Source organism: Pseudooceanicola atlanticus (genome assembly GCF_000768315.1).
Lineage (GTDB): Bacteria > Pseudomonadota > Alphaproteobacteria > Rhodobacterales > Rhodobacteraceae > Pseudooceanicola > Pseudooceanicola atlanticus.
Window position 1 is genome coordinate 71044 of record NZ_AQQX01000005.1, and the last position, 25941, is coordinate 96984.

Annotated in this window: 28 protein-coding genes; 13 read left to right on the forward strand and 15 right to left on the reverse strand. The window is 65.3% G+C overall.

Annotated elements, in window-relative coordinates:
- Positions 1-196: 196 nt before the first annotated feature.
- Complete coding sequence (locus ATO9_RS13770) at positions 197-784, forward strand: thymidine kinase (protein ID WP_043750088.1); 588 nt, start codon at positions 197-199, stop codon at positions 782-784.
- A 98-nt stretch (positions 785-882) separates the two neighbouring features.
- Here ATO9_RS13770 and ATO9_RS13775 read toward each other — a convergent pair whose 3' ends face one another.
- From ATO9_RS13775 to ATO9_RS13810, 8 genes are all read right to left on the reverse strand, one after another.
- On the reverse strand, positions 883-2196 hold the full coding sequence (locus ATO9_RS13775; RefSeq protein ID WP_043750090.1) for a TadG family pilus assembly protein: 1314 nt from the start codon (positions 2194-2196) through the stop codon (positions 883-885).
- Positions 2196-2564: a TadE/TadG family type IV pilus assembly protein gene (locus tag ATO9_RS13780; protein ID WP_043750095.1), complete on the reverse strand. Its 369-nt coding sequence runs from the start codon at positions 2562-2564 to the stop codon at positions 2196-2198. Before ATO9_RS13780 ends, ATO9_RS13775 begins: the two co-directional genes overlap by 1 nt.
- A gap of 223 nt (positions 2565-2787) precedes the next feature.
- A complete protein-coding gene (locus ATO9_RS13785) occupies positions 2788-3741 on the reverse strand; it encodes a 2-hydroxyacid dehydrogenase (protein WP_043750097.1) in 954 nt (317 codons plus the stop codon).
- Positions 3738-4079 carry a tRNA-binding protein gene (locus tag ATO9_RS13790; protein ID WP_043750100.1) on the reverse strand — a complete coding sequence of 114 codons (342 nt, stop codon included), beginning with the start codon at positions 4077-4079 and terminating at the stop codon, positions 3738-3740. The genes ATO9_RS13785 and ATO9_RS13790 overlap by 4 nt, the downstream gene beginning before the upstream one ends.
- Positions 4072-4884 (reverse strand): pyrroline-5-carboxylate reductase, encoded by an 813-nt coding sequence (gene proC, locus ATO9_RS13795; RefSeq protein ID WP_043750103.1) that lies wholly within the window; start codon positions 4882-4884, stop codon positions 4072-4074. The genes ATO9_RS13790 and proC overlap by 8 nt, the downstream gene beginning before the upstream one ends.
- 54 nt (positions 4885-4938) lie before the next feature.
- Positions 4939-5439, reverse strand: a complete 501-nt coding sequence (locus tag ATO9_RS13800) for a type III secretion system chaperone family protein (protein ID WP_043750106.1) — start codon at positions 5437-5439, stop codon at positions 4939-4941.
- Positions 5440-5856: 417 nt separating this feature from the next.
- Positions 5857-8271: a methyl-accepting chemotaxis protein gene (locus ATO9_RS23520; protein ID WP_052418328.1), complete on the reverse strand. Its 2415-nt coding sequence runs from the start codon at positions 8269-8271 to the stop codon at positions 5857-5859.
- A 95-nt stretch (positions 8272-8366) separates the two neighbouring features.
- The gene (locus ATO9_RS13810; RefSeq protein WP_043750111.1) at positions 8367-8612 is read right to left on the reverse strand and encodes an accessory factor UbiK family protein; all 246 of its coding nucleotides are present in this window, start codon (positions 8610-8612) and stop codon (positions 8367-8369) included.
- Positions 8613-8740: 128 nt separating this feature from the next.
- Here ATO9_RS13810 and lgt point away from each other — a divergent pair, with 128 nt between their 5' ends.
- The 5 genes from lgt to ATO9_RS13830 all read left to right on the forward strand — a co-directional run bounded on the left by lgt (position 8741) and on the right by ATO9_RS13830 (position 13036).
- On the forward strand, positions 8741-9622 hold the full coding sequence (lgt, locus tag ATO9_RS13815) for a prolipoprotein diacylglyceryl transferase (RefSeq protein WP_043750114.1): 882 nt from the start codon (positions 8741-8743) through the stop codon (positions 9620-9622).
- On the forward strand, positions 9619-10716 hold the full coding sequence (locus ATO9_RS13820; RefSeq protein WP_043750528.1) for a class I SAM-dependent methyltransferase: 1098 nt from the start codon (positions 9619-9621) through the stop codon (positions 10714-10716). Before lgt ends, ATO9_RS13820 begins: the two co-directional genes overlap by 4 nt.
- Entirely contained in the window at positions 10713-11468 is a 756-nt protein-coding gene (gene pgeF / locus ATO9_RS13825; RefSeq protein WP_043750117.1) for a peptidoglycan editing factor PgeF, read from the forward strand. Before ATO9_RS13820 ends, pgeF begins: the two co-directional genes overlap by 4 nt.
- 210 nt (positions 11469-11678) lie before the next feature.
- Positions 11679-11819 (forward strand): hypothetical protein, encoded by a 141-nt coding sequence (locus ATO9_RS24315; protein WP_156127871.1) that lies wholly within the window; start codon positions 11679-11681, stop codon positions 11817-11819.
- 473 nt (positions 11820-12292) lie between these two features.
- On the forward strand, positions 12293-13036 hold the full coding sequence (locus tag ATO9_RS13830; RefSeq protein ID WP_081979585.1) for a Hint domain-containing protein: 744 nt from the start codon (positions 12293-12295) through the stop codon (positions 13034-13036).
- 29 nt (positions 13037-13065) lie between these two features.
- Here ATO9_RS13830 and ATO9_RS13835 read toward each other — a convergent pair whose 3' ends face one another.
- Positions 13066-13566 carry an Lrp/AsnC family transcriptional regulator gene (locus ATO9_RS13835; RefSeq protein ID WP_043750120.1) on the reverse strand — a complete coding sequence of 167 codons (501 nt, stop codon included), beginning with the start codon at positions 13564-13566 and terminating at the stop codon, positions 13066-13068.
- A gap of 192 nt (positions 13567-13758) precedes the next feature.
- Between ATO9_RS13835 and trxB the strand changes: the two genes are divergently transcribed.
- The 3 genes from trxB to ATO9_RS13850 all read left to right on the forward strand — a co-directional run bounded on the left by trxB (position 13759) and on the right by ATO9_RS13850 (position 18346).
- On the forward strand, positions 13759-14766 hold the full coding sequence (trxB, locus tag ATO9_RS13840) for a thioredoxin-disulfide reductase (RefSeq protein WP_043750122.1): 1008 nt from the start codon (positions 13759-13761) through the stop codon (positions 14764-14766).
- 149 nt (positions 14767-14915) lie between these two features.
- Positions 14916-16355: a hypothetical protein gene (locus tag ATO9_RS13845; RefSeq protein WP_043750125.1), complete on the forward strand. Its 1440-nt coding sequence runs from the start codon at positions 14916-14918 to the stop codon at positions 16353-16355.
- A 257-nt stretch (positions 16356-16612) separates the two neighbouring features.
- Complete coding sequence (locus ATO9_RS13850; RefSeq protein ID WP_238318763.1) at positions 16613-18346, forward strand: bifunctional sulfate adenylyltransferase/adenylylsulfate kinase; 1734 nt, start codon at positions 16613-16615, stop codon at positions 18344-18346.
- 109 nt (positions 18347-18455) lie between these two features.
- Here the strand turns inward: ATO9_RS13850 and ATO9_RS13855 are convergent, their stop codons facing one another.
- The 3 genes from ATO9_RS13855 to ATO9_RS13865 form a co-directional block, all read right to left on the reverse strand.
- Entirely contained in the window at positions 18456-19496 is a 1041-nt protein-coding gene (locus ATO9_RS13855; protein ID WP_043750130.1) for a succinylglutamate desuccinylase/aspartoacylase family protein, read from the reverse strand.
- A 70-nt stretch (positions 19497-19566) separates the two neighbouring features.
- A complete protein-coding gene (locus ATO9_RS13860) occupies positions 19567-19791 on the reverse strand; it encodes a DUF1150 family protein (RefSeq protein ID WP_043750133.1) in 225 nt (74 codons plus the stop codon).
- A 3-nt stretch (positions 19792-19794) separates the two neighbouring features.
- Positions 19795-20208, reverse strand: coding sequence for an Hsp20 family protein (locus ATO9_RS13865; RefSeq protein ID WP_043750136.1), 414 nt, complete (start codon positions 20206-20208; stop codon positions 19795-19797).
- 179 nt (positions 20209-20387) lie between these two features.
- On the opposite strand from ATO9_RS13865, the gene ATO9_RS13870 reads away from it, so the two are divergent.
- From ATO9_RS13870 to ATO9_RS13880, 3 genes are all read left to right on the forward strand, one after another.
- Positions 20388-20612: a YdcH family protein gene (locus ATO9_RS13870; protein WP_043750139.1), complete on the forward strand. Its 225-nt coding sequence runs from the start codon at positions 20388-20390 to the stop codon at positions 20610-20612.
- Between the two features lie 209 nt (positions 20613-20821).
- Entirely contained in the window at positions 20822-21310 is a 489-nt protein-coding gene (gene purE / locus ATO9_RS13875) for a 5-(carboxyamino)imidazole ribonucleotide mutase (protein WP_043750142.1), read from the forward strand.
- Positions 21303-22367 carry a 5-(carboxyamino)imidazole ribonucleotide synthase gene (locus tag ATO9_RS13880; protein WP_043750145.1) on the forward strand — a complete coding sequence of 355 codons (1065 nt, stop codon included), beginning with the start codon at positions 21303-21305 and terminating at the stop codon, positions 22365-22367. Before purE ends, ATO9_RS13880 begins: the two co-directional genes overlap by 8 nt.
- Positions 22368-22401: 34 nt before the next feature.
- Here the strand turns inward: ATO9_RS13880 and ATO9_RS13885 are convergent, their stop codons facing one another.
- Positions 22402-22722 (reverse strand): hypothetical protein, encoded by a 321-nt coding sequence (locus tag ATO9_RS13885; protein ID WP_052418330.1) that lies wholly within the window; start codon positions 22720-22722, stop codon positions 22402-22404.
- A 289-nt stretch (positions 22723-23011) separates the two neighbouring features.
- Here ATO9_RS13885 and ATO9_RS13890 point away from each other — a divergent pair, with 289 nt between their 5' ends.
- Positions 23012-23707: a CDP-alcohol phosphatidyltransferase family protein gene (locus ATO9_RS13890; protein WP_043750148.1), complete on the forward strand. Its 696-nt coding sequence runs from the start codon at positions 23012-23014 to the stop codon at positions 23705-23707.
- Positions 23708-23711: 4 nt separating this feature from the next.
- Here the strand turns inward: ATO9_RS13890 and ATO9_RS13895 are convergent, their stop codons facing one another.
- Together ATO9_RS13895 and ATO9_RS13900 are read right to left on the reverse strand one after the other, a co-directional pair.
- Positions 23712-25235, reverse strand: a complete 1524-nt coding sequence (locus ATO9_RS13895) for a cryptochrome/photolyase family protein (RefSeq protein ID WP_043750151.1) — start codon at positions 25233-25235, stop codon at positions 23712-23714.
- Entirely contained in the window at positions 25229-25891 is a 663-nt protein-coding gene (locus ATO9_RS13900; RefSeq protein ID WP_043750153.1) for an SDR family NAD(P)-dependent oxidoreductase, read from the reverse strand. The genes ATO9_RS13895 and ATO9_RS13900 overlap by 7 nt, the downstream gene beginning before the upstream one ends.
- Positions 25892-25941 lie beyond the last annotated feature (50 nt).

The following is a 25941-nucleotide window of genomic DNA, read 5'->3' on the forward strand; positions in this document are numbered from 1 at the left end:
GGTCCGCTGAGCTCTTTCCCCTTCTGAATTCGCTTTGACGTCAGGGTGTTGGGGGCTCTGCCCCCGCCGCCCTGCGGGCGTCTCCCCCGGAGTATTTCCGGCAAGATGAAGCAGGGGACCCGCGCGGGAAGGTGACGTCGGCGCGAACCTGTCCGGGGTGTCTGGACAGCGGCGGCCGGGCTGGCCTAATTGGCGCATGGCCAAGCTTTACTTCCACTACTCCACCATGAATGCGGGCAAATCGACGGTTCTGTTGCAAGCCTCGCACAATTACCGCGAACGGGGGATGCAGACCTATCTGCTGACCGCGCAGCTGGACGATCGTGCCGGGACCGGACGGATCGCCAGCCGGATCGGGATCGGCGAGGAGGCCGATACGTTCCGCGGCGATGACGACCTTTTTGCGAGGATTGCCAAGCGGTTGGAGGATGGGCCCTGCGCCTGTGTGTTCGTCGACGAGGCGCAGTTCCTGACCTCAACCCAGGTCTGGCAACTGGCGCGCGCGGTGGATGACCTGGGCGTGCCGGTCATGTGCTACGGGCTGCGGGTCGATTTCCTGGGCGAGTTGTTCGAGGGGTCCGCGGCGCTTCTGGCGCTGTCGGACGAGATGCGCGAAGTGCGCACGATCTGCCATTGCGGACGCAAGGCCACGATGGTCGTGCGGCGGGGGCCGGATGGCCAGGCGCTGCGCGAAGGGGCGCAGGTTCAGGTGGGCGGGAACGAGACCTACGTGTCGCTCTGCCGGAGTCACTGGCGCCAGGAAATGGGCGATCCGCACGCCTGATGGCCTCGCTGTCGGGGCCGCGAAACGGCCCCGAAACCCGCATCGGTATCACGTCGGTACAACGTCGGTATTACGTCGGTGCCTTTGCGGTGTCGCCCTCAGTGCAGCGAGACCCGGTCGGTCGACAGCATCGTGTCCATGCCGATGCAGAGCCCGGCGAGCCCCGGCAGGTCGAGCGTCTGGCTGGCGACCTCGTCCACCACGTCGAGCAGGCCGCCGACGAGATTGATCGTCTCGTTCACCGTATCGCCCACCACCCCGATCGTGTCGTCGAGGAACCCGCCAAGCGGGCTGTCCGGATCGGCCAGCGCCGGCACGGCGAGCCGGATGGACGCATCCGCGAAGAGGTAGATCCTGGCCCCCTCCCCCGGCGGGCAGGAGGTCGTGCGCTTCAGCACCGCATCCGAAGGCACCGCGATGGAATTGCCACGCGGCAGAACGCCCAGCAGGTTCGAAATCACCAGCCCGGCCTGGATCGACACGTCGCCATCGATGCGGATCGGGCAATCGCTGATCAGCACCGTGTTCGTCAGATCGAGCGGCCCGTCCAGCACCAGCACCCCGTTGGAAGGACAGGACACATGGAACCGGCCGCCGGTTGCCAGCTGCGCCTCGTCCGTCAGTGCATCGCCGGCCAGACGCGTGGTGCTGTGGATCAGCCCGTTCAGCGCGGAGCGCAGCCCGGGGCCGTCCATGTAATCCGGTTCTCCGCCCAGCAACGACACGTTCTGGATCAGCGAGGTCGGCTGCGGCAGCATGTCGACCAGCAGCGCGTTCACGAAATCCGCGGTGTCGTCGGTGACCCAACCCGGTACGCCGCCGTAATCGATCTGGGCCGAGGCATAGAGGCAGATCCCCGCGAATAGCCGCCCGGACCCGACCTGCAATCCGGCCTTCAGCGACAGGAGCGGATCGACACAGGGCAGGCCTTCATGGGTGCGGATGCGCGCGATGGAGGACACGCGGATATCCCATTCCGAGATGCCCAGCATCGACAGCAGGAACGTGCGCTCTCCATTACCGGTCGATGGCGAGCGGCTGAGCTTGACCCGGACCGCGTTGGCATCCTGAGCGCCCGGCTGGAACGAACCGTTATCAGCATTGTAATGGCCCAACTCGAAACTCTGTTCGTGCCAGGCATCGGCCAGGGTGGTGCCGCCCAGGGAAAAGGCCGTGGTCCTGCGGGCCTGTGCCTCGGGCGTGTCCAGCGAGATCGGTTCGCTGAGGCGGATCGCGGCGCTGGCGGCCGAGACATCGGCGGCGGATTGCAGGATCGATTCGACGCGGTGGCGGTTGGCGAAATCCAGCATGATCCCCCCCACCATCAGCATGATACCGATCCCGTAAAGCATCAGGATGGTCGCGGCGCCGTCCTGCTGCCGGGCGAAGCGGGCCAGGAATGCGCGCAGCATCAGACCGGTTCCCGCAGCATCGCCACGCGGGCCACCCAATCGCCGGGAACCGTGCCGGTGGCGACATTGACAACGCCCGACTGGGCGATCGGCATGCGCAGGGTGACGGAGACCTGGTCGCGATCCTCGACGATGGAGACGCTCACATCGTGCTGCGTCCATTGAAGCCCGTTGCGGATCAACGCCTCGGCCTCGGTCGGGGTCAGTTCGTGCATCGACAGGCCACGCGCGGCGATCCGCGCCTGGTTCCACATCGTGCTGTTCACGGTAAAGGAATGGGAAAAGTCCAAAAGGGTGGCGAACATCACCAGGATCAACGGGATCCAGAGGACAAATTCCAGGGTCGACGCACCGGACGTGTCGCGCATGAACCGCGCGAACGGGGCCCGGCAACGTGCCAGACATCTTAACATAACAAACTCCAGTTAACTGGATTCACTCATACACATTTAAGATGTGGTCAGAGATTCTGGCGGAATTGTGGCGGCGGGGAAATACCCACCGGATTCCCGGTGGATACACACTGTTTCCCGCTCCAGGGCAGGATGCCGCAACGTCATTTTGATCCGAAATGGCGCGGCACACGTAGGATCACGCGACTCGGTTCGGCACCTCTTCACCGGCGAAATAGGCCTTGAGATTGGCGACGGCCATCAGCCCCATTTCCTCCCGTACCTCCATGGAGGCGGTGCCGAGATGCGGCAGCAGGGTGACCTGTTCCATCTTGAGAAGCGCCGGGGTCACCTTGGGCTCCTCTTCGTAGACATCGAGGCCGGCGCCCGCGATCGTGCCTTTTTCGAGCGCGCGGGCCAGGGCCGCTTCGTCGATGATATTGCCCCGGGCGATGTTCACCAGGATGGCATGGGACTGCATGGCCGACAGCACTGTGTCGTCGATCAGGTGGTGCGTCTCAGCCCCGCCCGGCGCGGCGACGATGACCACGTCGGCCTGGGCGGCGACCTCCTCCAGCGGGGCCTGGCGGGCGGGGAAATCCACCGATTTTTCCGACCGGTTGGCATAGAGCACCTGCATGCCGAAGCCGAAGTGACAGCGCCGCGCGATGGCCTGGCCGATGCGGCCCATCCCGACGATGCCGACGGTGCGACCGGTCAGGTGCAGGCCCAGCAGCTGGGTCGGATGCCAGCCGTCCCATTGGCCGGCGCGGACCATGCGTTCGCCTTCGCCGGCACGGCGGGCGGTCATCAGCATCAGGGTCATCGCGATATCGGCGGTGGCGTCGGTCACGGCGCCGGGCGTGTTGGTCACGGTGACGCCGTGGCGGCCGCAGGTATCAACGTCGATATGATTGTAGCCGACACCGAAATTCGCGACCATCCGGCAGCGCGGGCGGCCGAAATCCTGCAGGGTTTCCGCGGTGATGGCATCGCCCAGCGTGACCATCATCCCGTCATAGAGCGCAAAGGCCGCGCGCAATTCGCCCTGCGACATCGGCTTGTTGGAGTTGCGGCACTCGACCTCGAACAATTCCTCTGCGGCGGCCTGGGTGCGCGGCGGCATCGGGCGGGAGATCAGGATGCGGGTCAATGCAGCCTCCCGCCGGGGGCGACGTCCTGGTCGGGGGTGACGAGGATCACGCCGCCCTTGTCGTCGGACACGCCCAGCGTCAGCACTTCGGACATGAAGGGGCCGATCTGGCGGGGCGGGAAGTTGACGACGGCCATCACCGTTTTGCCGACCAGCGTTTCCGGGTCGTAATGATCGGTGATCTGGGCCGAGGTCTTCTTCTCTCCGATCTCGGGGCCAAAATCGATCCAGAGCTTGATCGCGGGCTTGCGCGCTTCGGGGAAGGGTTCGGCACGGACCACGCGGCCCGCGCGGATATCGACCTTGAGGAAATCGTCAAAGCTGATCTGGTCAGTCACGGGAAAGCTCCTTCGAGCGGTCGGCGGCGGCCTTGATGGCGCGGCGCAGCAGCACCGGGAAGCCATCCTCTTCGTTCATCAGCACCTCGAGCGCGGCCTGGGTCGTGCCATTGGGGCTGGTCACGTTGACGCGCAGTTGGTCGGGGCCTTCCCCGGCCTCTTCGGCCAGGGCCCCTGCCCCGGCGACGGTGGCACGGGCCAGGGTGAGGGCGAGATCGGGGCTGAGCCCTTCGGCCTCGCCCGCGGCGGCCATGGTTTCGATCAGGTGGAAGACATAGGCCGGACCGGAGCCCGACACGGCGGTGACCGCATCCATCTGCGTTTCACTTTCCAGCCGGACGACCTGGCCCACGGCGGATAGCAGATCTTCGGCCAGTTGCAGGTGGGTTTCGGTCACCTTGGCATTGCCGATGATCGCGGTGATGCCCCGGCCCACGGCGGCGGGCGTGTTTGGCATGGCGCGGATAATCGGAGTGTCGGCGCCGAACGTGTCCTCGAATTTCGAGATCGGCGTGCCGGCGGCGACCGAGATCACCAGCGTGTCACCGCCACCCAGGGCGGACATCTGCGGCAATGCCTCGCCCATCATCTGGGGTTTCACGGCGATCAGGGCTACGGCGGGGGCGTCTGGCAGATCAGTGTTGATCTGAACGCCGCTGGCCTGCAGCCAGTCCGACGGGTTCGGGTCCTTGACCCAAACGGCCTTGGGCGAAAGACTGCCCTTCAGCCATCCCGCCAGCATCGCGCTGCCCATCTTGCCGCAGCCCATCAGGACCATGCCCTGCCGGGCCACCGCTTCCATCATATCCTTGCTCCCTCTTGGGGGGCGCTTGTGCCGCGCCCCTTGTTGGAGCGAAGTTTAGGCCCGGCCGTAGGCCTCTGCAATGGCGACCTGCATCGCCTCGGCGGGGGGTTGCCCGCCCCAGATATTCAGCTGGATCGCCGGGTAATAGCGTTCGGCCGACCCGACGGCGGAGGCGATCATCGTGTCGATCTGTTCCGGCGTCGCGATCTGGTCCCCGGTCAGGATCAGGCCGTAGCGGTAGACCATCAGCTTCTGTTCGGGCCAGTAGGTGAAGGCCCCGGCCCAGCACTGGTCATTGACCAGGTTGAGCAATTCGTACAATTCGGTCAGCGCCTCTTCGGGCGGTTCCATTTCGAACGTACAGACGAGACGCAGGGTCTGGTCGTAGTTGGACCAGGCCAGGGTCACGGAATAGGTGCGCCACTGACCCTCGACCGCCATGGCGATCTGGTCGTCGGCGATGCGGTCGAAATCCCACTCGTGGTGTTCGGCCAGCAACTCGACGATATCAATGGGATGAAGTTCCTCGGTCAGAAACTGTTCGGACAATGCCATGCGCCACCTCTTTTTGGTTGTAGCGCGCAGGGCGGGTAGACGCCCCTAACGCTAGGTGCCTGCTCTAGAGGCTGGGCGATTTCCCGTAGCCCCTACGAGATATGGTGAGGGCCGGGGGGCGTTGTGGCAAGCTAAAACTTGGGGATAAACGCAGGAAGTTGTGGAATAGTCCAAGAACACCGCAAGAATTGGCGCCGGAATAGCATGACATGTCGTGCAGGTAACGGCCGAACGACATGTAGATGACGATTCGAGTGTTTATTTCGGCGCGGCACTTTGGGTCCGGTCACGCCAGGATCTGCGAAAACCGCCCTCGGTGAGGGCGGTTTGAAGGCATAACGCCCGAGATGTACGCAATTTCTGTCGTGACGCGGTTCGCCTGGCGGCCTTGGCCGAGGTGCGGCGACAGCTGGCCGGTCAGGCGCGCAGCTTTTGGTCCGGCGTCGCGCCCTGCCCCCGTCCGCCAGTATTCCGAGCGGTGCCGGTGGTGAAGCGCGAGCCCGCCTGCATCAGGTCCTGGGACCGGGAGCGTAGCGCGGCGGTGGAGGCGGTGGTTTCCTCGAACATGGCGACGTTCTGCTGGGTGACGGAGTCCAGCTCGTTCATCGCCGCCGTCACCTCGTCGAGCGAGATGGATTGTTCCGAGGTCGCGGTGGCCACGGTATCGATGGCCTGGCGCAGCTGCACGACATAATCGGCGATCTCGCGGATGGCATCGCCGGCATGGCTGATCTGGCGCGCGCCGGCGCCGATCTCGTCCCCGCTGGTGGCGATCAGGGCGTTGATCTCCTTCGCGGCCTCGGAGGAGCGATGCGCGAGCGCCCGCACCTCGGTTGCCACGACCGCGAAGCCCCGGCCGCTTTCACCGGCGCGGGCGGCCTCGACCCCGGCATTGAGCGCGAGCAGGTTGGTCTGGAAGGCGATATCGTCGATCACCGCGGTGACCTTGGAGATCTTGGACGAGCTTTCGACAATCCGGTCCATGGCCGCCACGGCCTCGTCGACCACGGCGCCGCTTTGATCGGCGACCTTGCCGGCGCGACCGGCCATGCCCCGCGCCTCGCCCGAATTTTCCGCGACCGAGCGGACGGAGGCCGAGAGCTGCGTCACTGCGGCGGCTGTTTCCTCGAGCGTGGCGGCCTGGCGTTCGGTGCGCTGCGACAGGTCGGCAGAGGCGGTGGCGATGGAACTTGCCTCCGTCTCGATGGAGCCGGCATTGATGAGGACCTCGTCGACGAGGCTCGCGACCTCGCTCATCGCCTCGTTGATCGACGCCTGAAGCCCGGCGAAGACACCGTCGAACTGACCCTCGACACGCGCGGACAGGTCGCCGCCGGCCATGCGGCGGGAAACGACGGACACCGCCTCCACCCCGCGTTCGACACTGGCCAGCAGGTCGTTGAAATGGGTGACGAAGGCATCAAGCTCTTCTTCGCCGTAATCGCGGTCGATCCGGATTGAGAAATCGCCCGCCACGGCGGCGGCGACGGCGCGGGCCAGTTCGCGCTGCAGGTCTTCCTGGCGGTCCTGGTGTGTCTTGCGTTCGGCGTTTTCCTGGTCGATCCGGGCCTGAAGCGCCTTCTGTTCCTCCAGCAGCCCGGCCTGTTCGGCGGCCATGGCGCGCTGCGTGTCGGCCTGCGCTTCGGACTCGGCGCGGAGCTTCTGGTTGTGGCGAAGGGTGTCGGCGAATTGCGTGGCCACGGTGGCGATGATCCCGATCTCCGTCCGGTCGTTGCGGTCGGGGAAATCGACATCGGTATCGCCTTCGGCCAACTGCTTCATGCTGTCGGCGATGCGGGCCGCGGGGCGGACGGCGCCGCGCGACAGGACGATCGCCACGGCGATGGAGATCATCACCCCGGACACGGCCGTTAACAGCGCCAGCCAGGTGGAGACGCGGCGCACATTGGTCACGCCGCGGTTCAGCGCCTCGGAGGTCAGGTCGTTCTCGATCAGGGTCGCGTTGGAGAGCACGCCCAGCGCCTCGATCGCCGGGGCGTCGGAGACGCGGACCATCGCGTCGATCTTTTCGGCGGTGGTCCCCTCTGCGATGGCGCGGGCGGCAACGTCCAGCCCCTGCACGTAATCCTCGATCATCGCCTCGATCGTGTCGAGCGCCCGATCCTCGCGTTGGCTGTGCCCCCGGGCGCGATATTCTTCGGCCATGGCATGGGCTTCGGCAAAGCTGGTGCGGGCGGCCTCTGCCATCGCGGGGTCCTGATGGAGGAGGTAATCCTTGAAGTGATGCACCGCCCCGTTATAGCCCAGCATGCCGCGCAGCCAGCGCAGGTAGGTCACCTTGTATTGCGGGTTGGTCCCGTCGGAGGTCAGGGCGATCAGGTTGAGCAGCGACTGCCAGGCGGGACCGTCATCCAGCGTCATCGTCTCACTGACCTGCTGTGCGGGCGTGCCGGAGAGCCGCATGATGCGCACCCGGTCGACCGCGGCCTCGTAGGCGTGGACGGTGTCGCGCAGAACGGTGACATCCTCCAGCGTCTCGGGCTTGAGGACGGCGATATTGTCCAGCGCGGCGAGCACCGCCCCGGTGCCACGCTTCGCGGCCTCCGCATAGCTTTTGTCGCCGCGCAGGACCGCGTTCTTGTAGTTGTGGATCATGCCGCCATAGCCCATTTCCGCGGTCAGCGTGGCAACGGCGATATTGTAGGGATCGGCCGAGACGGCCAGGCGGTCCGCCTTGTCCTCGACCTGGCGAACCTGGAACGAGATGAACGCCATCGCCGCCGCCAGAATGAATGTCGCGACCAGGGTCGTGGTGATGATCATCCACGACAGGTTGCGGAGCGAAAGGCGGGACGAAAGGTTCTGAAACACGCGACTATCCTGCAAACGAAGGTTGTCTGCAGCTAAACCGCGTCAGGTAAATGGCAGGTTTAGATCACCCTGCCATTCCCCTCAAATTGAACATGTCAGCCCTGTTTGGCCTCCAGCGCGTCAAGCCGGGCCTTCAGCGCCTCGTTCTCTTCGCGCGCCTTCTGGGCCATGGCGCGCACGGCATCGAATTCCTCGCGGGTGACGAGGTCACGATCGGCCAGCCAGCGGTCGATCATGGAGTTGAAGGCCGTTTCGGCCTCGTCCTTGGCGCCCTGCGCCACGCCCATGGCATTGGTCATGAGCTGGGACATGTCGTCGAAAAATTTGGACCGCTGCTGCATCGCTGTCTCCGTTGTCACGTTTGATCCCTATATGGGCCGCAAACCGGCGCGTCACAAGCCCGTGGGCCTGCCGGAGGGCGGCGCGCGGCCGGTTGACTTCCCCGACGGGCCAAAGGCATGTCACATCCATGATCGCCGTTATCCCCTTCCCCGATATCTCGCCCGAGGTGTTTTCGATTTCCGCCTTCGGGATGGAGTTCGCGCTGCGCTGGTACGCGCTGGCCTACATGGTCGGGATCGGCCTGGGCTGGTTCCTGGCGCGCACGGCCCTGGGCATGCCGCGCCTCTGGCCCGCCGACCAGCCGCCGATGACCCGCGCGCAGCTGGAAGACCTGATGACCTGGATCATCGTCGGCATCATCCTGGGCGGTCGGCTGGGCTTCGTGCTGTTCTACCAGCCGGGATATTACCTGTCGCATCCCGCCGAGATCCTCATGATCTGGCAGGGCGGCATGGCCTTCCATGGCGGGTTCCTGGGCGTCGCGCTGGCCTGGTGGGTGTTCTGCGCCCGCAACAGCATCCCCAGGATGCAGGCGGCCGACATGATGGCGCTGGCCACGCCGGTGGGCATCATGCTGGGCCGGATCGCGAATTTCATCAATGCCGAGCTCTGGGGCCGGCCGACCGATGCGCCCTGGGGCGTGATCTTCCCGGTTCAGGGCGCGCTTTGTGATGGTGAGCCCTGTGCCCGCCACCCCTCTCAGCTATACGAGGCGGGGCTGGAAGGACTGCTGCTGGGGTCGTTGCTGATCGTGCTGGCCTTCGGCTTTGGCGCGTTGCGCAAGCCGGGGCTGATCACCGGGCTGTTCGTCGCGGGCTATGGCGCGGCGCGGTTCGTCGTCGAGTTCTTCCGCCTGGCCGATGCGCAATACATCACCCCCGACAATCCCTATGGCCATGTTCTGCGCCTGACCGACACGGTCGGGATCACGATGGGGCAGATGCTGTCGCTGCCGATGGTGCTGGCGGGGCTGATCATCATCGCGATCGGGCGCCGGCAATGGCGGTGACCCCGCTGATGAAGACCCTGCGCCTGAAGATCGCGGCGGAGGGACCGATGCGGCTGTCGGATTACATGGCGGCCTGCCTGCTGGATCCGCAGCATGGTTATTATACCACCCGCGATCCGCTGGGCGCGGCGGGCGATTTCACCACCGCGCCCGAGATTAGCCAGATGTTCGGCGAGATGCTGGGCCTCGCCCTGGCGCAAAGCTGGCTGGACCAGGGCGCTCCGGCCCCGTTCACCCTGGCCGAGGCCGGGCCGGGCCGTGGCACGCTGATGGCCGACATCCTGCGCGCGACGCGCGGCGTGCCGGGGTTCCACAATGCGGCCGAGGTGGTGCTGATCGAGGCCTCCCCCGCCCTGCGGAAAGCGCAGCAGGCGCTGCTTGAGGGCCACGCGGTGCGCTGGATCGACACCGTCGACCACTTGCCCGAGCGGCCGCTGTGGTTCGTGGCGAACGAGTTCTTCGACGCCCTGCCGATCCGCCAGTTCCAGCGTCAGGGCGGCGGCTGGGCCGAGCGCTGCGTCGCGCTGGCCGAAGGCGAGGACGGGACGGAGGCGCTGAAACCGGGCCTCGCCCCACCGCGCCCGGAAACCCTGCTGGCCGGGCGGATGGAGAACACGAAGGACGGCGATATCGTCGAACTCCGCCCCGCCGCCAATGCCATCGCCGCCACGCTGGGCGCGCGAATCGCGGATCATGGCGGTGCGGCGCTGATCGTGGATTATGGCGGCTGGCGGTCGGTGGGCGATACGTTCCAGGCGCTGCAGGGTCACCGGATGGTCGATCCCTTCGCCACACCGGGCGAGGCCGACCTGACCGCGCATGTGGATTTCGAACCGATCGCCCGCGCTGCCGCGCCCGCCATCGCGGCGCCGCTGGTGGGCCAGGGCCTGTTCCTGGAACGGCTAGGGATCACGCAGCGCGCCCAGGCGCTGGCCGACCGCATGACCGGGGATGCGCTGACATCCCATATTGCCGCACATCGCCGCTTGACCCACCCCGAGGAAATGGGGACGCTCTTCAAGGTACTGGCGCTGACGCCCGTGGGGGCGGCGCCCATCCCCGGTACCGAGGGCCCAGGACCCGCACCCGCATGACGCTGGAGATCATAACCTCACCGAATCTGGCCCCGATCCGCCACGGGTTCTTCACCCGGCGCGGCGGTGCGTCCTCTGGCATCTTCTCGGGGCTGAATTGCGGCCACGGGTCGTCGGACCAGCGCGAGATCGTCGAGATCAACCGCGCCCGCGTCGCCCTGGCCATGGGGGTGGGGGACGGCGACCTGGTCTCCGTCCGGCAGATCCATTCCGCCGATGTGGCCACGCTGGACGCGGTGCCCGACGCCCTGCCCGAGGCCGACGCGATCGTGACGGCGACGCCGGGGCTGGCCCTGGCGATCCTGACCGCGGATTGCCAGCCGGTGCTGTTCGCCGATGCCAATGCGCAGGTGATCGGCGCGGCCCATGCGGGCTGGCGCGGGGCGCTGGACGGCGTGCTGGAGGCGACGCTGGACGCGATGGAGGCGCTTGGCGCCCGGCGCGAGGATATCCGCGCGGTCATCGGCCCCTCGATCAGCCAGCGCGCCTACGAGGTCGGGCCGGAATTCCTCGACCAGTTCCTGATGGAAGATCCCGAGAACAGCCGCTTCTTCGCGGGCGGTGACGGCGACCGGGTGCATTTCGATCTGCCCTCCTACGGGCTGCACCGTCTGCGCAGCGCGGGAATCGGCGAAGCCGAATGGACGCGGCACTGCACCTACAGCGATCCGGACAGATTCTACTCCTACCGCCGGACCACCCATGCCGGTGAGGCCGATTACGGGCGGCTGATCTCGGTCATCCGGCTCTAGGCGCCCCATTTCTGTCGAATTCTGCAAAACCGTTGCCGCGATTTTGTCTTGTATACATGGTTACCGGTTCGTTAACCGCCTATTTTCAAGGCCGTTAAAGAAATCTTCAAATTGCCCTCTTTCGTCCTAGGAAGGCCTCAAACCCCCGGCATATTCGCCTCATACGCCAAACAAAAATCGGCATGGGTAGAAAAATTTAGAGGGTTAGTCATGAAGGCCAAACAGAAACGCTGGATCCAGTCCGTGGTCGCAACCGCCAAGACCACCGATACCAAGCTTCCGTATCAGCGGGGCAACCGCTCTGCCGTTGCAGCCCGCCTGCGACAGGCCGCTGAGCGCAAGGCCGCCTGACAACCCCGACGCATAGGACCTGGCACGTCCCTATCGAGCATAAGCGCGGCCGCCGAAACAGGCCGAGCAACCAAAAACCGGCCCCTTGCCAAGGGTCACCGACAGCGCGTTCTGCACCGCGCCGTCACGCAGGGAAACGGGGTCCTGCTCGGCCCGTTTTCCGCACCCGTTCCGGACCCCGCGCGCCCTGTCGCCGGGGGCCGGTTCCGGGACCTTCGTCGCGCGCAAAGTGACGCGAAAAGGCGATTCGGATTACCCGTATGACGGGAAATCGAGATTGCGGCAGGATTATCCAGACACCACGAAACAATGCCCCGACGACCGAGATGATTGCCGTCCAAGCGTCTTCAATCGGTGCCATTCTTTGACTTTTGCCCCCTCACCCGCCAGATTTTCCCCATCTGAGCCACAGAGTCCTTCTGTGTTGTCGGTGGGGGCCGACACGGATGTGACGCCGAGAAGAAGGTGTTGCTATGTCTGGTCCTCTTTCGTCCTTCGGGACGGATGACTCTCCGCATGCGCGGGTTACTCATTCGCTGCCAAAGATGCGGCGGTTCTACACGATGTCCCTATCCGAATCCGGGGATGTGCACGAAGAGGAGATCCGTGCACCCGCCACGCCGGATTTCGAGGCCGCGTTCAACGCGCTTGCGCACGGGTCGCTGATCGCCACCCGCAAGGGCGAGGTCGCGATCGAGGATCTGCGCCCCGGCATGGATGTCATCAGCCGCGAACACGGTGTGCAGAAGGTGCTGTGGATCGGCATCATGACCCATATGCCCGAACCCGGGAACGGCCCGCTGCTGACGCGGGTGACCTCGGACCGGTTCGGGCCCGGCCAGCCCTCGCCCGATCTGCTGGCAGGTCCCGGGGCGCGGCTGCTGCACCGCCCGGCGGGCATCCAGTTCGAACAGCCGGGCAAGATGGCCTATTCGCCGCTGCGCGATTTCATCGACGGCGACACGGTGATCGGGATCAGCCCGCGCAGCGCGGTGGACACCTACCATGTCTGCGTCGAACGGCACGGCTCGATCCGCGCCGGCGGGCTGGACCTGGAAACCTTCCATCCCGGGCGCGGCCTTCAGGACCGGATGGGCCCGCATACCCGCGAGCTGTTCCTGTCGATGTTCCCGCATGTCCGCAGCCTCGCCGATTTCGGCGCAATGGCGCATCCGCGGATGGCCCGCGCACGGACCGGCGCCGGCGATTACGCGTGATGTCAGATAGTTAGGAAGGGTCGGACGGGTCAGGCCGTCCGGCTCAACCGTTCCTCGAGGATGTCGAAGGGCACGCCCGGTTCATCCTTGGCGCCGCGGATCACCAGCGAGGTCTTCACGCTGGCGACGTTCTCGGCCGAAGTCAGCTGACCGGTCAGGAAGCTCTGGAAGGTCGACAGGTCGGGGGCCACGCATTTCAGGATGAAATCCACCTCGCCGTTCAGCATGTGGCATTCGCGGACCAGCGGCCAGCCGCGGCATTTCTCTTCGAAGGCGGACAGGTCGGATTCGGCCTGGCTGACCAGCCCGACCATGGCGAAGACCTGCACCTCGAAGCCCAGTTCGCGGCTGTCGACCTGGGCGTGGTATCCCTTGATGTAGCCCGATTCCTCCAGCGTGCGGACACGGCGCAGGCAGGGCGGGGCAGAGATGCCAACACGCTTGGCCAATTCGACATTGGTCATGCGGCCATCGGCCTGCAACTCAGCCAGAATTTTCCGGTCGATCTGATCCAGACGGGTTCCCGCCATTTGGGCCTCCAAGAATTTGCGTTTGTTATATCAGCGCGGCGCTAACACGCAATAATATTTCAACGTGACGCAACATCCCGTCCGCATGGCAGGATTGCCACAGGCGCACCCGTCCTTCGGTTGCAGCCTGCACCGGGCGAGATTACATAGGTCGGACCCGCTGCCCAGCCCGCTGCTCAAGAGGTTCCTGCCATGTCCGATACCCGCCACACCCGCGTCCTCATCATCGGTTCCGGCCCCGCCGGCTACACCGCCGGCGTCTATGCCAGCCGCGCGATGCTGAACCCGATCCTCGTGCAGGGGATCGAACCTGGCGGGCAGCTGACCACCACGACCGAGGTCGAGAACTGGCCCGGCGACACCGAGGTGCAGGGCCCCGACCTGATGGTCCGCATGGAAGCCCACGCCAAGGCCATGGGCACCGAGATCATCGGCGACATCATCACCGATCTTGACCTGTCCAAGCGCCCCTTCACCGCCAAGGGCGACAGCGGCACCACCTACACCGCCGACGCCGTGATCCTGGCGACCGGCGCCCGCGCCAAGTGGCTGGGGCTGGACAGCGAAGAGGCCTACAAGGGCTTCGGCGTGTCGGCCTGCGCGACCTGTGACGGCTTCTTCTACCGCGGTCAGGAAATCGTGGTGATCGGCGGCGGCAACACGGCCGTCGAAGAGGCGCTGTTCCTCACCAACTTCGCCACCAAGGTCACCCTGATCCACCGCCGGGACGAGTTGCGGGCCGAGAAGATCCTGCAGGATCGCCTGATGAAGAACCCCAAGATCGAAACGCTGTGGCATCACACGCTGGAAGAGGTCGTGGGCGAGGACAGCCCCAAGGGCGTGTCCGGCGTCAAGGTGCGCCACGTGGATACCGGCGAGATCTCCGAGATCTCGGCCAAGGGTGTCTTCATCGCCATCGGCCACGCCCCGGCGAACGAACTGGTGAAGGACCAGCTGCAATTGCACAATGGCGGCTACGTCAAGGTGAACCCCGGCACGACCGAAACCTCGGTGCCCGGTGTCTTTGCCGCCGGCGACCTGACCGACCACAAGTATCGTCAGGCGGTGACCTCGGCGGGCATGGGCTGCATGGCGGCGCTGGATGCGGAACGCTTCCTCGCCGAGGTCGGCGACATGGAAGACCCGCGCGACACCACCCTGCCGCTGGGCCACGGCGCCCCGGCGACCGAGGGCGCCTGAGCCCCCGCCCCGGCGGGTCCGAACCCGACCGCAGGGTTAAAAATATTGCCTTTGTATAAGGATCTTGCCTAGTCTCCCCAGCATTGGGGGGACTTTTTGACGGTGCATTGCGCCGCCCTCCTGCATTTTGACCTGGAGGGGCAATTTCAATGGGACGTTTCAATTCTCACCGCCATGGCGGTCACGATCACGGCCACCACGGACATGACCACGGGCATGGCCACGGGCGGTTCGATTTCTTCGGTTTCTTCGACAGCCTTCTGGCGCGGCTGTTCCCGGTGCGGGTGGATGACGGGGTTTTCGACTTCGTGCTGGATTCCGACTACACGATTGATTTCAAAAACAACTTCGTTCAGATCAAGGTCGATGGCGGGCGCACGACCAACCTGTCCCTGGCCAAGTGGGAGGCCAATTCCGTCGATGCGGCCGACCTGGACAAACTGACCTTCAAGGATGGTGTGCCGGCCTCGCTGAATATCTCGGGCGTCGGGTTCGTCGGCGCCGATGTCAGCGGCACGGGCGGCGCGGAAACCGGAACCAACATCGACGATTTCCTCACCGAGCAACTGGCCCTGACCGATGCGGGCAGCCTGGCCGAGGCGCTGACCATCGACGGATCGCAGGCCGGCACCTTTGCCGTGCTTTGGGAATTCCTCGACGACGGATATGTCGAAGAGGGCTATTTCGCCTCCGTGAACGAGAACTTCGTGCGGCTGGGCATCGCCTATGCGGAATACCTAGAGGATGGCGGTGCGCCGCTGACCGAGATGATCGGCAAGTTCGCCCCGGACGGGCCGGATGCGGACCTGACGCCGGAACGGCTGCAATCGCTGCATGACAACCTGCTGGGCAATTTGGGCGAGGCACCGATCAATTCGCGCTTTGCCTCCGACCCCGCCACCGGGGCCGAGCTGATTTCCCTGATCGAGGCGATCGACCCGGACCTGCTGGACCGGCCCTATTATTCCGGTAACGACAATTCCGAGGCCGCCTATGACGCCGTGCGCGCCTATGATTTCGACAAGGGCTATGCCCGGACCGATTTCATCGACACGTTCTTTGGTGCCGTTGATGACCGCGCCACCAATGGCGGCGCCGGGGTCGAGATGATCTTTGGTGACGGCAATTCCACCGATGGCTACGCCATCACCCGCCACGAAGGCGCGGGCGTCGAACTGGCGCTGAAGGCCAAGCTGCGCGGCGTCGGCGACCTGGACCCGTCGGACGTCACCTACAATGCCGATGGCACCGCCACCTTCCGGGTGGAGGCCGACCCGGCCTCGGCCGACCGCATGGAATGGAATATCGACTGGGCTGCCACGGTGACCGAGGCCGGGGACGATGACAGCTTTGTCTTCAAGTTCCTCGCCGACGTGGATGGCAGCGCCGCCGAGGATTTCATCGACCTGACTGCCACGGGCAGCGAATATACCAGCAATGGCGATTTGCAGAATTCGTGGAATTACGGCTTCTTCCCCGATACCGACTTCGACACGACCGCGGCCGAGGGGCTCTATACCGTCCGGCTCGAGGCCTATGACGACGGCGCGCTGATCGCCACGCAGGACATCTACCTCGAGGTTCTCTGACCTTCCGCCCGGCGGGCCCTGACGGGGTTTGCCGGGCGCGACATGCGACGGGCGGAAAACCGCTGTTCCACATGCCACCCCATGCGGACCATTTCGGACCAAACCGGGCGGCAAAGGCGGAAATCCTCTCCATTTTCCGCCGCGCTGCAGCATTTTTGCCCATTTTGAGCCGAAAATCCCTGCTTCTCTTGCCTTTGAGCGACCCACGGTCTACGCCCCGGAGCGTGCGAACCGCCGCCGTCCGGGCGGACATTGACATGAATGAGAGTTACTCGATGCAAATTCCAAATCTCGCTCCGATCCCCGAGCTGTTTGTTTCCTACGATTCCGCCCAGAAACTCAAAGTCGAAGCCGCCGACCTGACGAGCTGGGATTTGTCCCCGCGCCAGATCTGCGACCTCGAGCTGCTGATGAATGGCGGGTTCTACCCGCTCAAGGGCTTCCTGACCGAGGAAGATTACAACGGCGTCGTCGACAACATGCGTCTGGCGGACGGCACCCTGTGGCCGATGCCGATCACGCTCGACGTGTCCGAGAAGTTCGCCGACAGCATCGAGATCGGGCAGGACATCGCTCTGCGCGACCAGGAAGGCGTGATCCTGGGCACCATGACCGTCACCGACCGCTGGGCCCCGGACAAGTCCAAGGAAGCGGAAAAGGTCTTTGGCGCCGATGACGACGCGCATCCGGCCGTCAACTACCTGCACAACACCGCCGGCAAGATTTACCTCGGCGGCCCGGTCACCGGCATCCAGCAGCCCGTGCACTACGATTTCCGCGCCCGTCGCGACACCCCCAACGAGTTGCGCGCCCATTTCCGCAAGCTGGGCTGGCGCAAGGTCGTGGCCTTCCAGACCCGCAACCCGCTGCACCGCGCGCACCAGGAACTGACCTTCCGCGCCGCCAAGGAAGCCCAGGCCAACCTGCTGATCCACCCGGTCGTCGGCATGACCAAGCCGGGCGACGTCGATCACTTCACCCGCGTGCGCTGCTACGAGGCGGTTCTGGACAAGTATCCGGGCTCGACCACCGCGATGTCGCTGCTGCCGCTCGCCATGCGCATGGCCGGCCCCCGCGAAGCGGTCTGGCACGGCCTGATCCGTGCCAATTACGGCTGCACCCACTTCATCGTCGGCCGTGACCATGCCGGCCCGGGCTCGAACTCGCAGGGCGAGGATTTCTACGGTCCCTACGACGCGCAGGAGCTGTTCAAGCAGCACGAAGAGGAAATGGGCATCGCGATGGTGCCGTTCAAACACATGGTCTATGTGCAGGAACGCGCCCAGTACGAACCCAATGACGAGATCACCGACAAGGATGACGTGACCATCCTGAACATCTCGGGCACCGAACTGCGTCGCCGCCTGGCCGAGGGCCTGGAGATACCCGAGTGGTTCTCCTTCCCCGAGGTTGTCGCGGAACTGCGCAAGACCAAGCCGCCGCGCTCCAAGCAGGGCTTTACCGTGTTCTTCACCGGCTTCTCCGGCTCGGGCAAGTCGACGATCGCGAACGCGCTGATGGTCAAGCTGATGGAAATGGGCGGCCGTCCGGTCACCCTGCTCGACGGCGATATCGTGCGGAAGAACCTCAGCTCCGAGCTTGGCTTCTCGAAAGAGCATCGCGACCTGAACATCCGCCGCATCGGCTATGTCGCCTCCGAGATCACCAAGAACGGCGGTATCGCGATCTGTGCGCCGATCGCCCCCTACGCGACCACCCGCCGCGCGGTGCGTGAAGACATCGAACAATTCGGTGCCTTCATCGAAGTGCATGTCGCGACCTCGATCGAAGAATGCGAAAAGCGCGACCGCAAGGGTCTCTACAAGCTGGCCCGCGAAGGCAAGATCAAGGAATTCACCGGGATCTCCGACCCCTATGACGTTCCGGAAAACCCGGAACTGCGCGTGGAAACCGAAGGCACCGACGTGGACAACTGCGCCCACCAGGTGGTGCTGAAGCTGGAAAGCATGGGCCTGATCGCCGGCCACTGAGCCGCCGCAGACCCCTGAGTTGGAAACACCCCGGTCCGAAAGGTCCGGGGTGTTTTCGTTTGGCCTGTGCGTGGCGGGCCGCCCTGGGCTGGCGCTTGAAGGGCTGAGATCAGATGATCTCGTCTTCGTCGAACAGCGGATCGCGGGACAGGTGCAGGGCCACGTCCTCGGCCACGATGCCTTCGACCTGGCGCTCGATCTCGGCCAGGTGAAACACCGCGTCGCCTTCGTTCACCACGGGCATGACAGCCTGGCCGACGATGATCCCCGCATTCGGCGCCCGGATCTCGAGGTCTTCGCCGCCGAACGGGCTGGCGACCAGCGCCATCAGGTCGCCCTTGGCCACGACCTGCCCGTCCCGGCGCAGCGTGCGCAACATGCCGCCGCCGGGCGCCCTCAGCCAGGTGCTGCTGCGCGCCAGGAGCGGCGGACGTTTCGGCCCCGTGGGCACCCGGCCCCCCAGCATGCCCCGGTGCCGCAGCACCCGCAGGATACCGGCCAGCCCAATGCGCACGGCGCTTTCGTCGATCCTCAGCCCCTCCCCCGCCTCGTAAAGCAGGGTTTCCACGCCGCGATCCGCCGCCTCGGCGCGCAGCGATCCGTCGCGTTCCTTCGAGGGCAGGATGACCGGCGCGCCAAAGACGCGGGCCAGTTCCATCAGGCCCAGGTTGTCGGGGCTGACCCGGACCTGCGGCAGGTTGGTCCGGTTGATCGCGGCGGAATGCAGGTCAATCCCGAAATCGCAGCGGGCAACGACCTCATGCAGGAAGAGATGCGCCAGACGTGAGGCCAACGACCCGGTTTCACTCCCCGGAAACGACCGGTTCAGGTCGCGACGGTCAGGCAGGTAGCGGGAATGATGCAGGAAGCCGAACGTGTTCACGATGGGCACGACCAGCAGGGTGCCCCGCACCCCGTCCAGCGCCTTCTGGTCCAGCAGGCGGCGGGCGATTTCGACGCCGATCACCTCGTCCCCGTGCACCGCGGCACTGACGAAGGAGACCGGCCCCTCGCGGCGGCCATGGATCACGTGAACCCTGAGCGATACGGGTGTATGGTCGGGCAGCATCGAGACCGGCAGACCGATCGTCGCCCGCTGCCCGGCGGGAATGGTATGGTCACCGATCCGGAACGGCGCGCGTCCCGGCATCAGGCCGCGCCCGGACCGCGGCGCCCGGTCGGCGCCGCAAACGCGTCAGCGGACCCGATCAATGGCCCACTCAATGTACAGTGACAGGGGCCAGGTCGTTCTGGCGCGCCAGCACGAAGGCCAGGTGGCGGTCCTTCACCAGCGCCAGGCGTTCGCCGGTCGCGTCATGCACGGCATAGAGCCGGTCCAGCCCTTCGGCCTGCGCCCGGACATCTTCGGGCAGGTCGGCCACTTCGACCGCGCGGACATAAACGATCCGGTCGGCCTCTTGCTTGAATTCATATTGCGTGTCCATGACTTACCCCCTTCTGATCTGAATGGTCTGGACGATCTTCTCGGGCTCGACCCGGGTCAGATCCACATGAAGCAATCCGTTCTCCATGATCGCTTCGCCGACCTCGACACCCTCGGCCAGCACGAAAGACCGCTGGAACTGGCGGGCCGCGATCCCGCGATGCAGGAAGTGCCGGCCATCGCTGTCATCGCTCTGCCGGCCGCGGATCACCAACTGGCTGTCTTCCAACGTAATGCTCAGATCGCCTTCGGCGAATCCGGCCACGGCCAGGGTGATGCGGTACGATGTCTCGGAGGTCTGTTCGATATTGAACGGCGGGTATCCGTCATTCCCGGTCTTGGCCGACCGTTCCAGAAGCCGTTCCAGCTGCTCGAACCCCAGCATGTAGGGATGGGTCCCCAGGGTCAGTTTCGTCATGACACGTCCTTGGTCTTTAAGCGACAGTCTATCGGGGCCCCTTTCGGCGACCCTGAAGGAAATATGGGCACCCCGCAGCCCCTGCGCAAGGGTTTTACCAATCCATCGCAAGGGCTTTGCCTGACGGTTGAAACTCTTGTATGTTGAAGACCTTGAGCGAAGCAGGGGAATCAAACGGAATGAACGCTGAGAGCGACATTTCGATGAAGACCGAAGAGGTCCTGCGGGTGGAACTTGAAGTGTTCCGCCGCGAACATGCCGATTTGGACGAAGCGATCCAGGCGTTGCACGACCGTGGCACCGCCGACATGCTGACGCTTCAGCGCCTGAAAAAGCAGAAGCTGCGCCTGAAGGACAAGATCGCCGCGATCGAGGACCGACTGACCCCGGACATCATCGCCTGATCGGACGGGTCTGGGACCCTTCGGGCGGCCCATTGGCGACCGGCAGACTTTCCATCCCTGACCCGGGTGCGCGGTAAGCGTTGCCGCCTCCCCCATCCAAGCCGTGCGAGCACCGCCCCACATCGAAGCCGCACAAGACCCCACAACCGATTGCGAAAACCGCCCGAGCGCTTATAACCCGGAACCTGCACCAGCCATGGGGAAGGCCGATGAGCGACATCAAGGTAGGGATCATCATGGGCAGCCAGTCCGACTGGCCCACGATGAAAGAAGCAGCCACGATCCTCGATGAATTGGGGATCGCCTACGAGACCAAGATCGTCTCGGCGCATCGCACGCCCGACCGGCTGTGGTCCTATGGCAAGACGGCCGCCGAACGGGGCCTGCATGTCATCATCGCGGGCGCCGGCGGCGCCGCGCATCTGCCCGGCATGATGGCATCGAAGACGCGTATTCCCGTGGTCGGCGTGCCGGTCCAGACCCGGGCGCTGTCGGGCGTCGACAGCCTCTATTCCATCGTCCAGATGCCAAAGGGCTTCCCGGTCGCGACCATGGCCATCGGGGCCGCCGGCGCGGCCAATGCCGGGCTGATGGCCGCGGGGATCCTCGCCGTGTCCGACCCCGCCCTTGCCCAGCGCCTCGATGCCTGGCGCGAGGCCCTGTCCGCCTCCATTCCAGACGAGCCTTCCGATGACTGATCCCCTTCCCTCCGGTTCCACCATCGGCATCCTCGGCGGCGGCCAGCTGGGCCGGATGCTGTCGGTTGCCGCCGCGCGGCTTGGCTACAAGACCTGCATCTTTGAACCGGGCGGCGATTGCCCGGCCTCGCATGTCGCCAATTTCCACCTCAAGGCGGACTATGACGACGCCGAAGCGCTGAAGCAGTTCGCCCAGTCCGTCGACGTCATCACCTATGAATTCGAGAACATCCCGACCGAGGCGCTGGACCTGCTGGAAGATCTCAAGCCGATCCGCCCGGGCCGCGAGGCGCTGCGCATCTCGCAGGACCGGCTGACCGAAAAGGACTTCCTGACCGAACTGGGCCTGCAAACCGCGCCCTATGCCGATATTCCCGACGCCGCCGCGCTGAAGGCCGCGCTTGCCGAGATCGGAACGCCCGCGATCCTGAAGACCCGCCGCTTCGGCTATGACGGCAAGGGCCAGGCGCGGATCATGTCGCCGGACGACGCCGACACGGCCCTGGCCGAAATGAACGGCGCCCCGGCGATCCTGGAAGGCTTCGTCGATTTCACGTCCGAGGTGTCGATCATCGCGGCGCGTGGCCTCGACGGGTCGGTGTCGTGCTACGATCCGGGCGAGAACGTGCATCGCGAGGGCATCCTGCGCACCACGACCGTGCCCGCCGCCCTGCCCGCCTCGGCCCGCACGGATGCCGTGCTGCTGGCAGCCAAGGTGCTGAACGCGCTGGATTATGTCGGCGTGATGGGGGTCGAGCTTTTCGTGACGCCCAAGGGCCTGATCGTGAACGAGATCGCGCCGCGCGTGCACAATTCCGGCCACTGGACGCAGAATGGCTGCGCGGTGGACCAGTTCGAACAACACATCCGCGCCGTGGCCGGCTGGCCGCTGGGTGACGGGGCCCGGCATTCGGACGTGGTGATGGAAAACCTGATCGGTGACGACATGGACCGCGTGCCCGACCTCGCGAAAGAGCCGAACACCGCGCTGCACCTGTACGGCAAGGCGCAGGTCAAGGCCGGCCGCAAGATGGGTCACGTCAACCGGGTCGGCTGATCCGGTCCCTAACGTCTTGCGACAGGCGGGACTGTCAGGCGCGCGCTGTCCTGCGGTCGTCTTCGGATTCGTCTTCGGCCTTCCGCCCGTCGGCCTCGTCTTCGTCGGTCCCTTCCTCATCGGAGGTCCGCAATTCGAGGTCGCGATAATTGCTGGGGTCGAAATCGTCGGGGTCGAAGGCTTCTTCGTCCTCTGGAATGCCGGTCACATGGGTGGTCCCGGTATCCTCGTCGTAAACCAGCCCGTAGGTGGCGCGGCCATCGGATTTGTAGCGCAGGTATTCATGAACCCCCGCATAGATGAACGCCGCGGCGAAAGGCAGGATAAGAACGGCTGTGATCACTTGGGCTGTCATGAGAGATCTCCCTTGCGGTCATGTCTGTCTGGTCGTGTTCGGGGCCATGCCGGACGGCCCGTGCGAGGCCCCGTTCTCCTTAAGATTGAGTGTCGCATAAACATCAGGTGGTTCAAACCCCGGCTCCGTCAAACCCGTGGCGCATGTCACCGGACATGGCACGATCGTTCGATTTTCCCCACGATTTTGCGATGCCCGGCCTGATCCTCGCGCCCGCCTGCGACCTCATCCCCTGCTCTCCCGACCAAATCTGACTTCCCTCCGGTCACAAAAGCCTTACAATCAGACCATGTCCAGTACCGTTCTTCGCGCCTTTTCCGTTCATCTGCTGACCGCCACCGGCGCGGTCTTTGCCATGCTCGCCCTTCTGGCGGCGGTCGACGAGAAATGGGGCATCATGTTCCTGTGGCTCGTCGTGGCCTTCGCGGTCGATGGAATCGACGGACCGCTGGCGCGCAAATACGACGTCACCACCAACGCGCCGCATATCGACGGGGCGCTGCTGGACCTGATCATCGACTACCTGACCTACGTGTTCATCCCGGTCTACGCGCTGTTCCAGTCGGGCATCCTGCCGGGCATCTGGGCTTGGGTCGTGCTGATCGGGGTCACGTTCTCCAGCGGGCTCTATTTCGCGGGCAGCTGGATGAAGACCGCGGACAAGAGCTTTCACGGCTTCCCCGGCTGCTGGAACATGCTGGTGCTGGTGCTCTTTGCCACCACGCCGCCGCCCGGGGTGATTCTGCCGATCATCACGGCTCTGGCCATCGCGATGTTCCTGCCGCTGCGCTTCATCCACCCGGTGCGGACCAAGCGCTGGCGCCCGGTGTCGCTGTCGGTTGCGGCGCTCTGGACCGTGCTGGCGCTGATCGCCGCGCTGACCCGCTTCGATCCGGGCATGGCGGTGCAGGTCGGCCTGATCGTGTCGAGCCTTTACCTGCTGGGCGCCGGCATGGCGCAGCAGCTGATCGACCGCCTGCGCTGAACGTTCAATACCCGGTTTCCAGCCCGTCCAGGAAGTCCTCGGCCTCCGACAGGATCTGACGCCGCTTGTCCTCGGCCATCTTGTCCCAGCTGGAATAGACCACGCCCATGCGCCGGTTGCCCTTGAACCGGTCGCGGTGGCGATCCAGGAAATGCCAGTATAGCAGGTTGAACGGGCAGGCCCCCTCGCCCACCTTCGTGTCCACCGAATAGGCGCAGCCGCTGCAATAATCGCTCATCTTGTTGATGTAGCTGCCGGACGAGACATAGGGCTTCGACGCCACCACCCCGCCATCGGCCCATTGCGACATGCCCACCGTATTGGGCGCCTCGACCCATTCGAAGGCATCCGCATAGACCGCCAGGTACCATTCATGCACCTGCGCCGGATCGACGCCCGCCAGAAGGGCAAAGTTGCCGGTCACCATCAGCCGCTGGATATGATGCGCATAGGCCAGGTCGCGGGTCTGGGCCACGGCCTCCCGCAGGCAGGTCATGTCGGTCTCGGCGCCCCAGTAGAGCGCGGGAAGATCGCGCCCCTGTTCCAGTGTGTTCGAGGCCACGTAATCCGGTCCCTTCAGGAAATAGATGCCGCGGATATATTCACGCCAGCCCAGGATCTGGCGGATGAACCCCTCGGCCGAGTTGATCGGCACGTCCCCCGCCTTCCAGGCCGCTTCCGCCGCCGCGCAGACCTCCCGCGGCGAGAGCAGCCCGATATTCATGTAGATCGACAACACGCCATGGTTCAGGAACGGCTCGTCCCGCAGCATCGCGTCCTGGTAATCGCCGAATTCGGGGAGCTGGGTCTTCACGAAATGGCTCAGCGCGCGGCGGGCCTGGCCGCGCGTCACGCCAAAGACGAAGCCGTCCAGCGACCCGAAATTTTCGCCGAACCGGTCGCCCACCAGCGCCAGCACCTCTTCGGTGATGGCGTCAGGGGTGAATTCCATGGGTTTCGCCTGCAACAGCGACCGCTCCGCCGGCTTGCGGTTCTCCTTGTCGTAATTCCACTTGCCCCCCGCCGGATCACTGCCCTCCATCAGCAGCCCGCTTTCGCGCCGCATCTCGCGGTAGAACCACTCCATGCGCAGTTCCTTGCGGCCATCGGCCCAGTCCTCGAACCGTTTGTGCGAGGCGTAGAACCGGTCATCCTCCACCATGCGCACGCCCACCGGGCAGGCCTCCAGCGCGTCGATCAGGCGCCATTCGCCCGGCTCGACCGCGACGACCTCCTCCGGCGACAAATCCTGCACCACCCGCATCAGCGCACCGCAGATCGAGCGCGGCGCCTCGTCCCCGTCCAGCCGGAAATAGCGCACATCCCAGCCGCCCTCGCGCAGCTCCTCGGCGAAGTGGCGCATGGCCGAAAAGATCAGGGCGATCTTCTTGGGGTGATGGGGCACATAGCCCGCCTCGTCCGCGACCTCGGCCATGACGACGACATCCTGCTCGGGATCGCCGTCGCGCAGAACGGCCAGGTCGGGCGACAGCTGGTCCCCCAGGACCAGGATGACGCGCCTCACCATTCGACACGCTCCCCGCGCCAGTCGAAGAACCCGCCGCTATCCACCGATCTCAGGTTGCCGATCACGTTCAGCAGGTTCTCCGCCGCTTCCGCTGGCGGCACCGCCGGGTGGCGACCCAGGTACTTGGCGGTCAGGTCGCTCTGCACCGTGCCGGGATGCAGCGCGACGCAGATCGCCTGCTTGTGGCTGCGCCCCAGCTCGATCGCGGCGCCATGCACGATCTGGTTCGCCGCCGCCTTGGCCGCGCGATAGCTGTACCAGCCGCCCAGCCGGTTATCCCCGATCGACCCGACCCGCGCCGTCAGCACTGCAAAGACCGACCGCCCCTCGCGCGGCAGCAGGTCGGCGGCATGGCGCAGCACCAGCGCCGGCCCGATGGCGTTCAGGGCGAACTGCGCCGCCATGGCCGTCCCGTCGATGTCGCGCAGAGCCTTTTCCGGCCCCGCCTCGCCGATTTCCAGCGCGCCGGTGGCCACCAGGACCAGGTCGAACGGGCCCAGCCCCTCCAGCGCCGCCGCGACCGAGGCCCCGTCGGTCACGTCCAGCCCGTCCGCGCTGCGCGACAGGCCCGTCACCTCGCAGCCCTGCCCCCTCAGATGCGCCGCGACGGCCCCGCCGATCGCACCGCTCTCACCGATGATCAAAACACGTTCCATGAAAGGCTTACGTGCGGCGATACGCGCCCGGATCAATCGAAACCATCGCC

What these genes read in the sequence shown, in the direction of transcription:
- purE (WP_043750142.1), top strand. Translation starts at nt 20,822, where the DNA reads ATGAGCGACATCAAGGTAGGGATCATCATGGGCAGCCAGTCCGACTGG.
- ATO9_RS13860 (WP_043750133.1), bottom strand. Translation starts at nt 19,791, where the DNA reads ATGGACACGCAATATGAATTCAAGCAAGAGGCCGACCGGATCGTTTAT.
- trxB (WP_043750122.1), top strand. Translation starts at nt 13,759, where the DNA reads ATGTCCGATACCCGCCACACCCGCGTCCTCATCATCGGTTCCGGCCCC.
- ATO9_RS13780 (WP_043750095.1), bottom strand. Translation starts at nt 2,564, where the DNA reads ATGCGCGACACGTCCGGTGCGTCGACCCTGGAATTTGTCCTCTGGATC.
- ATO9_RS13890 (WP_043750148.1), top strand. Translation starts at nt 23,012, where the DNA reads ATGTCCAGTACCGTTCTTCGCGCCTTTTCCGTTCATCTGCTGACCGCC.
- ATO9_RS13885 (WP_052418330.1), bottom strand. Translation starts at nt 22,722, where the DNA reads ATGACAGCCCAAGTGATCACAGCCGTTCTTATCCTGCCTTTCGCCGCG.
- ATO9_RS13870 (WP_043750139.1), top strand. Translation starts at nt 20,388, where the DNA reads ATGAACGCTGAGAGCGACATTTCGATGAAGACCGAAGAGGTCCTGCGG.
- ATO9_RS13895 (WP_043750151.1), bottom strand. Translation starts at nt 25,235, where the DNA reads ATGGTGAGGCGCGTCATCCTGGTCCTGGGGGACCAGCTGTCGCCCGAC.
- ATO9_RS13880 (WP_043750145.1), top strand. Translation starts at nt 21,303, where the DNA reads ATGACTGATCCCCTTCCCTCCGGTTCCACCATCGGCATCCTCGGCGGC.
- lgt (WP_043750114.1), top strand. Translation starts at nt 8,741, where the DNA reads ATGATCGCCGTTATCCCCTTCCCCGATATCTCGCCCGAGGTGTTTTCG.
- ATO9_RS13770 (WP_043750088.1), top strand. Translation starts at nt 197, where the DNA reads ATGGCCAAGCTTTACTTCCACTACTCCACCATGAATGCGGGCAAATCG.
- ATO9_RS13775 (WP_043750090.1), bottom strand. Translation starts at nt 2,196, where the DNA reads ATGCTGCGCGCATTCCTGGCCCGCTTCGCCCGGCAGCAGGACGGCGCC.
- ATO9_RS13855 (WP_043750130.1), bottom strand. Translation starts at nt 19,496, where the DNA reads ATGCCGGGACGCGCGCCGTTCCGGATCGGTGACCATACCATTCCCGCC.
- ATO9_RS13810 (WP_043750111.1), bottom strand. Translation starts at nt 8,612, where the DNA reads ATGCAGCAGCGGTCCAAATTTTTCGACGACATGTCCCAGCTCATGACC.
- pgeF (WP_043750117.1), top strand. Translation starts at nt 10,713, where the DNA reads ATGACGCTGGAGATCATAACCTCACCGAATCTGGCCCCGATCCGCCAC.
- proC (WP_043750103.1), bottom strand. Translation starts at nt 4,884, where the DNA reads ATGATGGAAGCGGTGGCCCGGCAGGGCATGGTCCTGATGGGCTGCGGC.
- ATO9_RS13865 (WP_043750136.1), bottom strand. Translation starts at nt 20,208, where the DNA reads ATGACGAAACTGACCCTGGGGACCCATCCCTACATGCTGGGGTTCGAG.
- ATO9_RS24315 (WP_156127871.1), top strand. Translation starts at nt 11,679, where the DNA reads ATGAAGGCCAAACAGAAACGCTGGATCCAGTCCGTGGTCGCAACCGCC.
- ATO9_RS13800 (WP_043750106.1), bottom strand. Translation starts at nt 5,439, where the DNA reads ATGGCATTGTCCGAACAGTTTCTGACCGAGGAACTTCATCCCATTGAT.
- ATO9_RS13850 (WP_238318763.1), top strand. Translation starts at nt 16,613, where the DNA reads ATGAATGAGAGTTACTCGATGCAAATTCCAAATCTCGCTCCGATCCCC.
- ATO9_RS13830 (WP_081979585.1), top strand. Translation starts at nt 12,293, where the DNA reads ATGTCTGGTCCTCTTTCGTCCTTCGGGACGGATGACTCTCCGCATGCG.
- ATO9_RS13900 (WP_043750153.1), bottom strand. Translation starts at nt 25,891, where the DNA reads ATGGAACGTGTTTTGATCATCGGTGAGAGCGGTGCGATCGGCGGGGCC.
- ATO9_RS13845 (WP_043750125.1), top strand. Translation starts at nt 14,916, where the DNA reads ATGGGACGTTTCAATTCTCACCGCCATGGCGGTCACGATCACGGCCAC.
- ATO9_RS13835 (WP_043750120.1), bottom strand. Translation starts at nt 13,566, where the DNA reads ATGGCGGGAACCCGTCTGGATCAGATCGACCGGAAAATTCTGGCTGAG.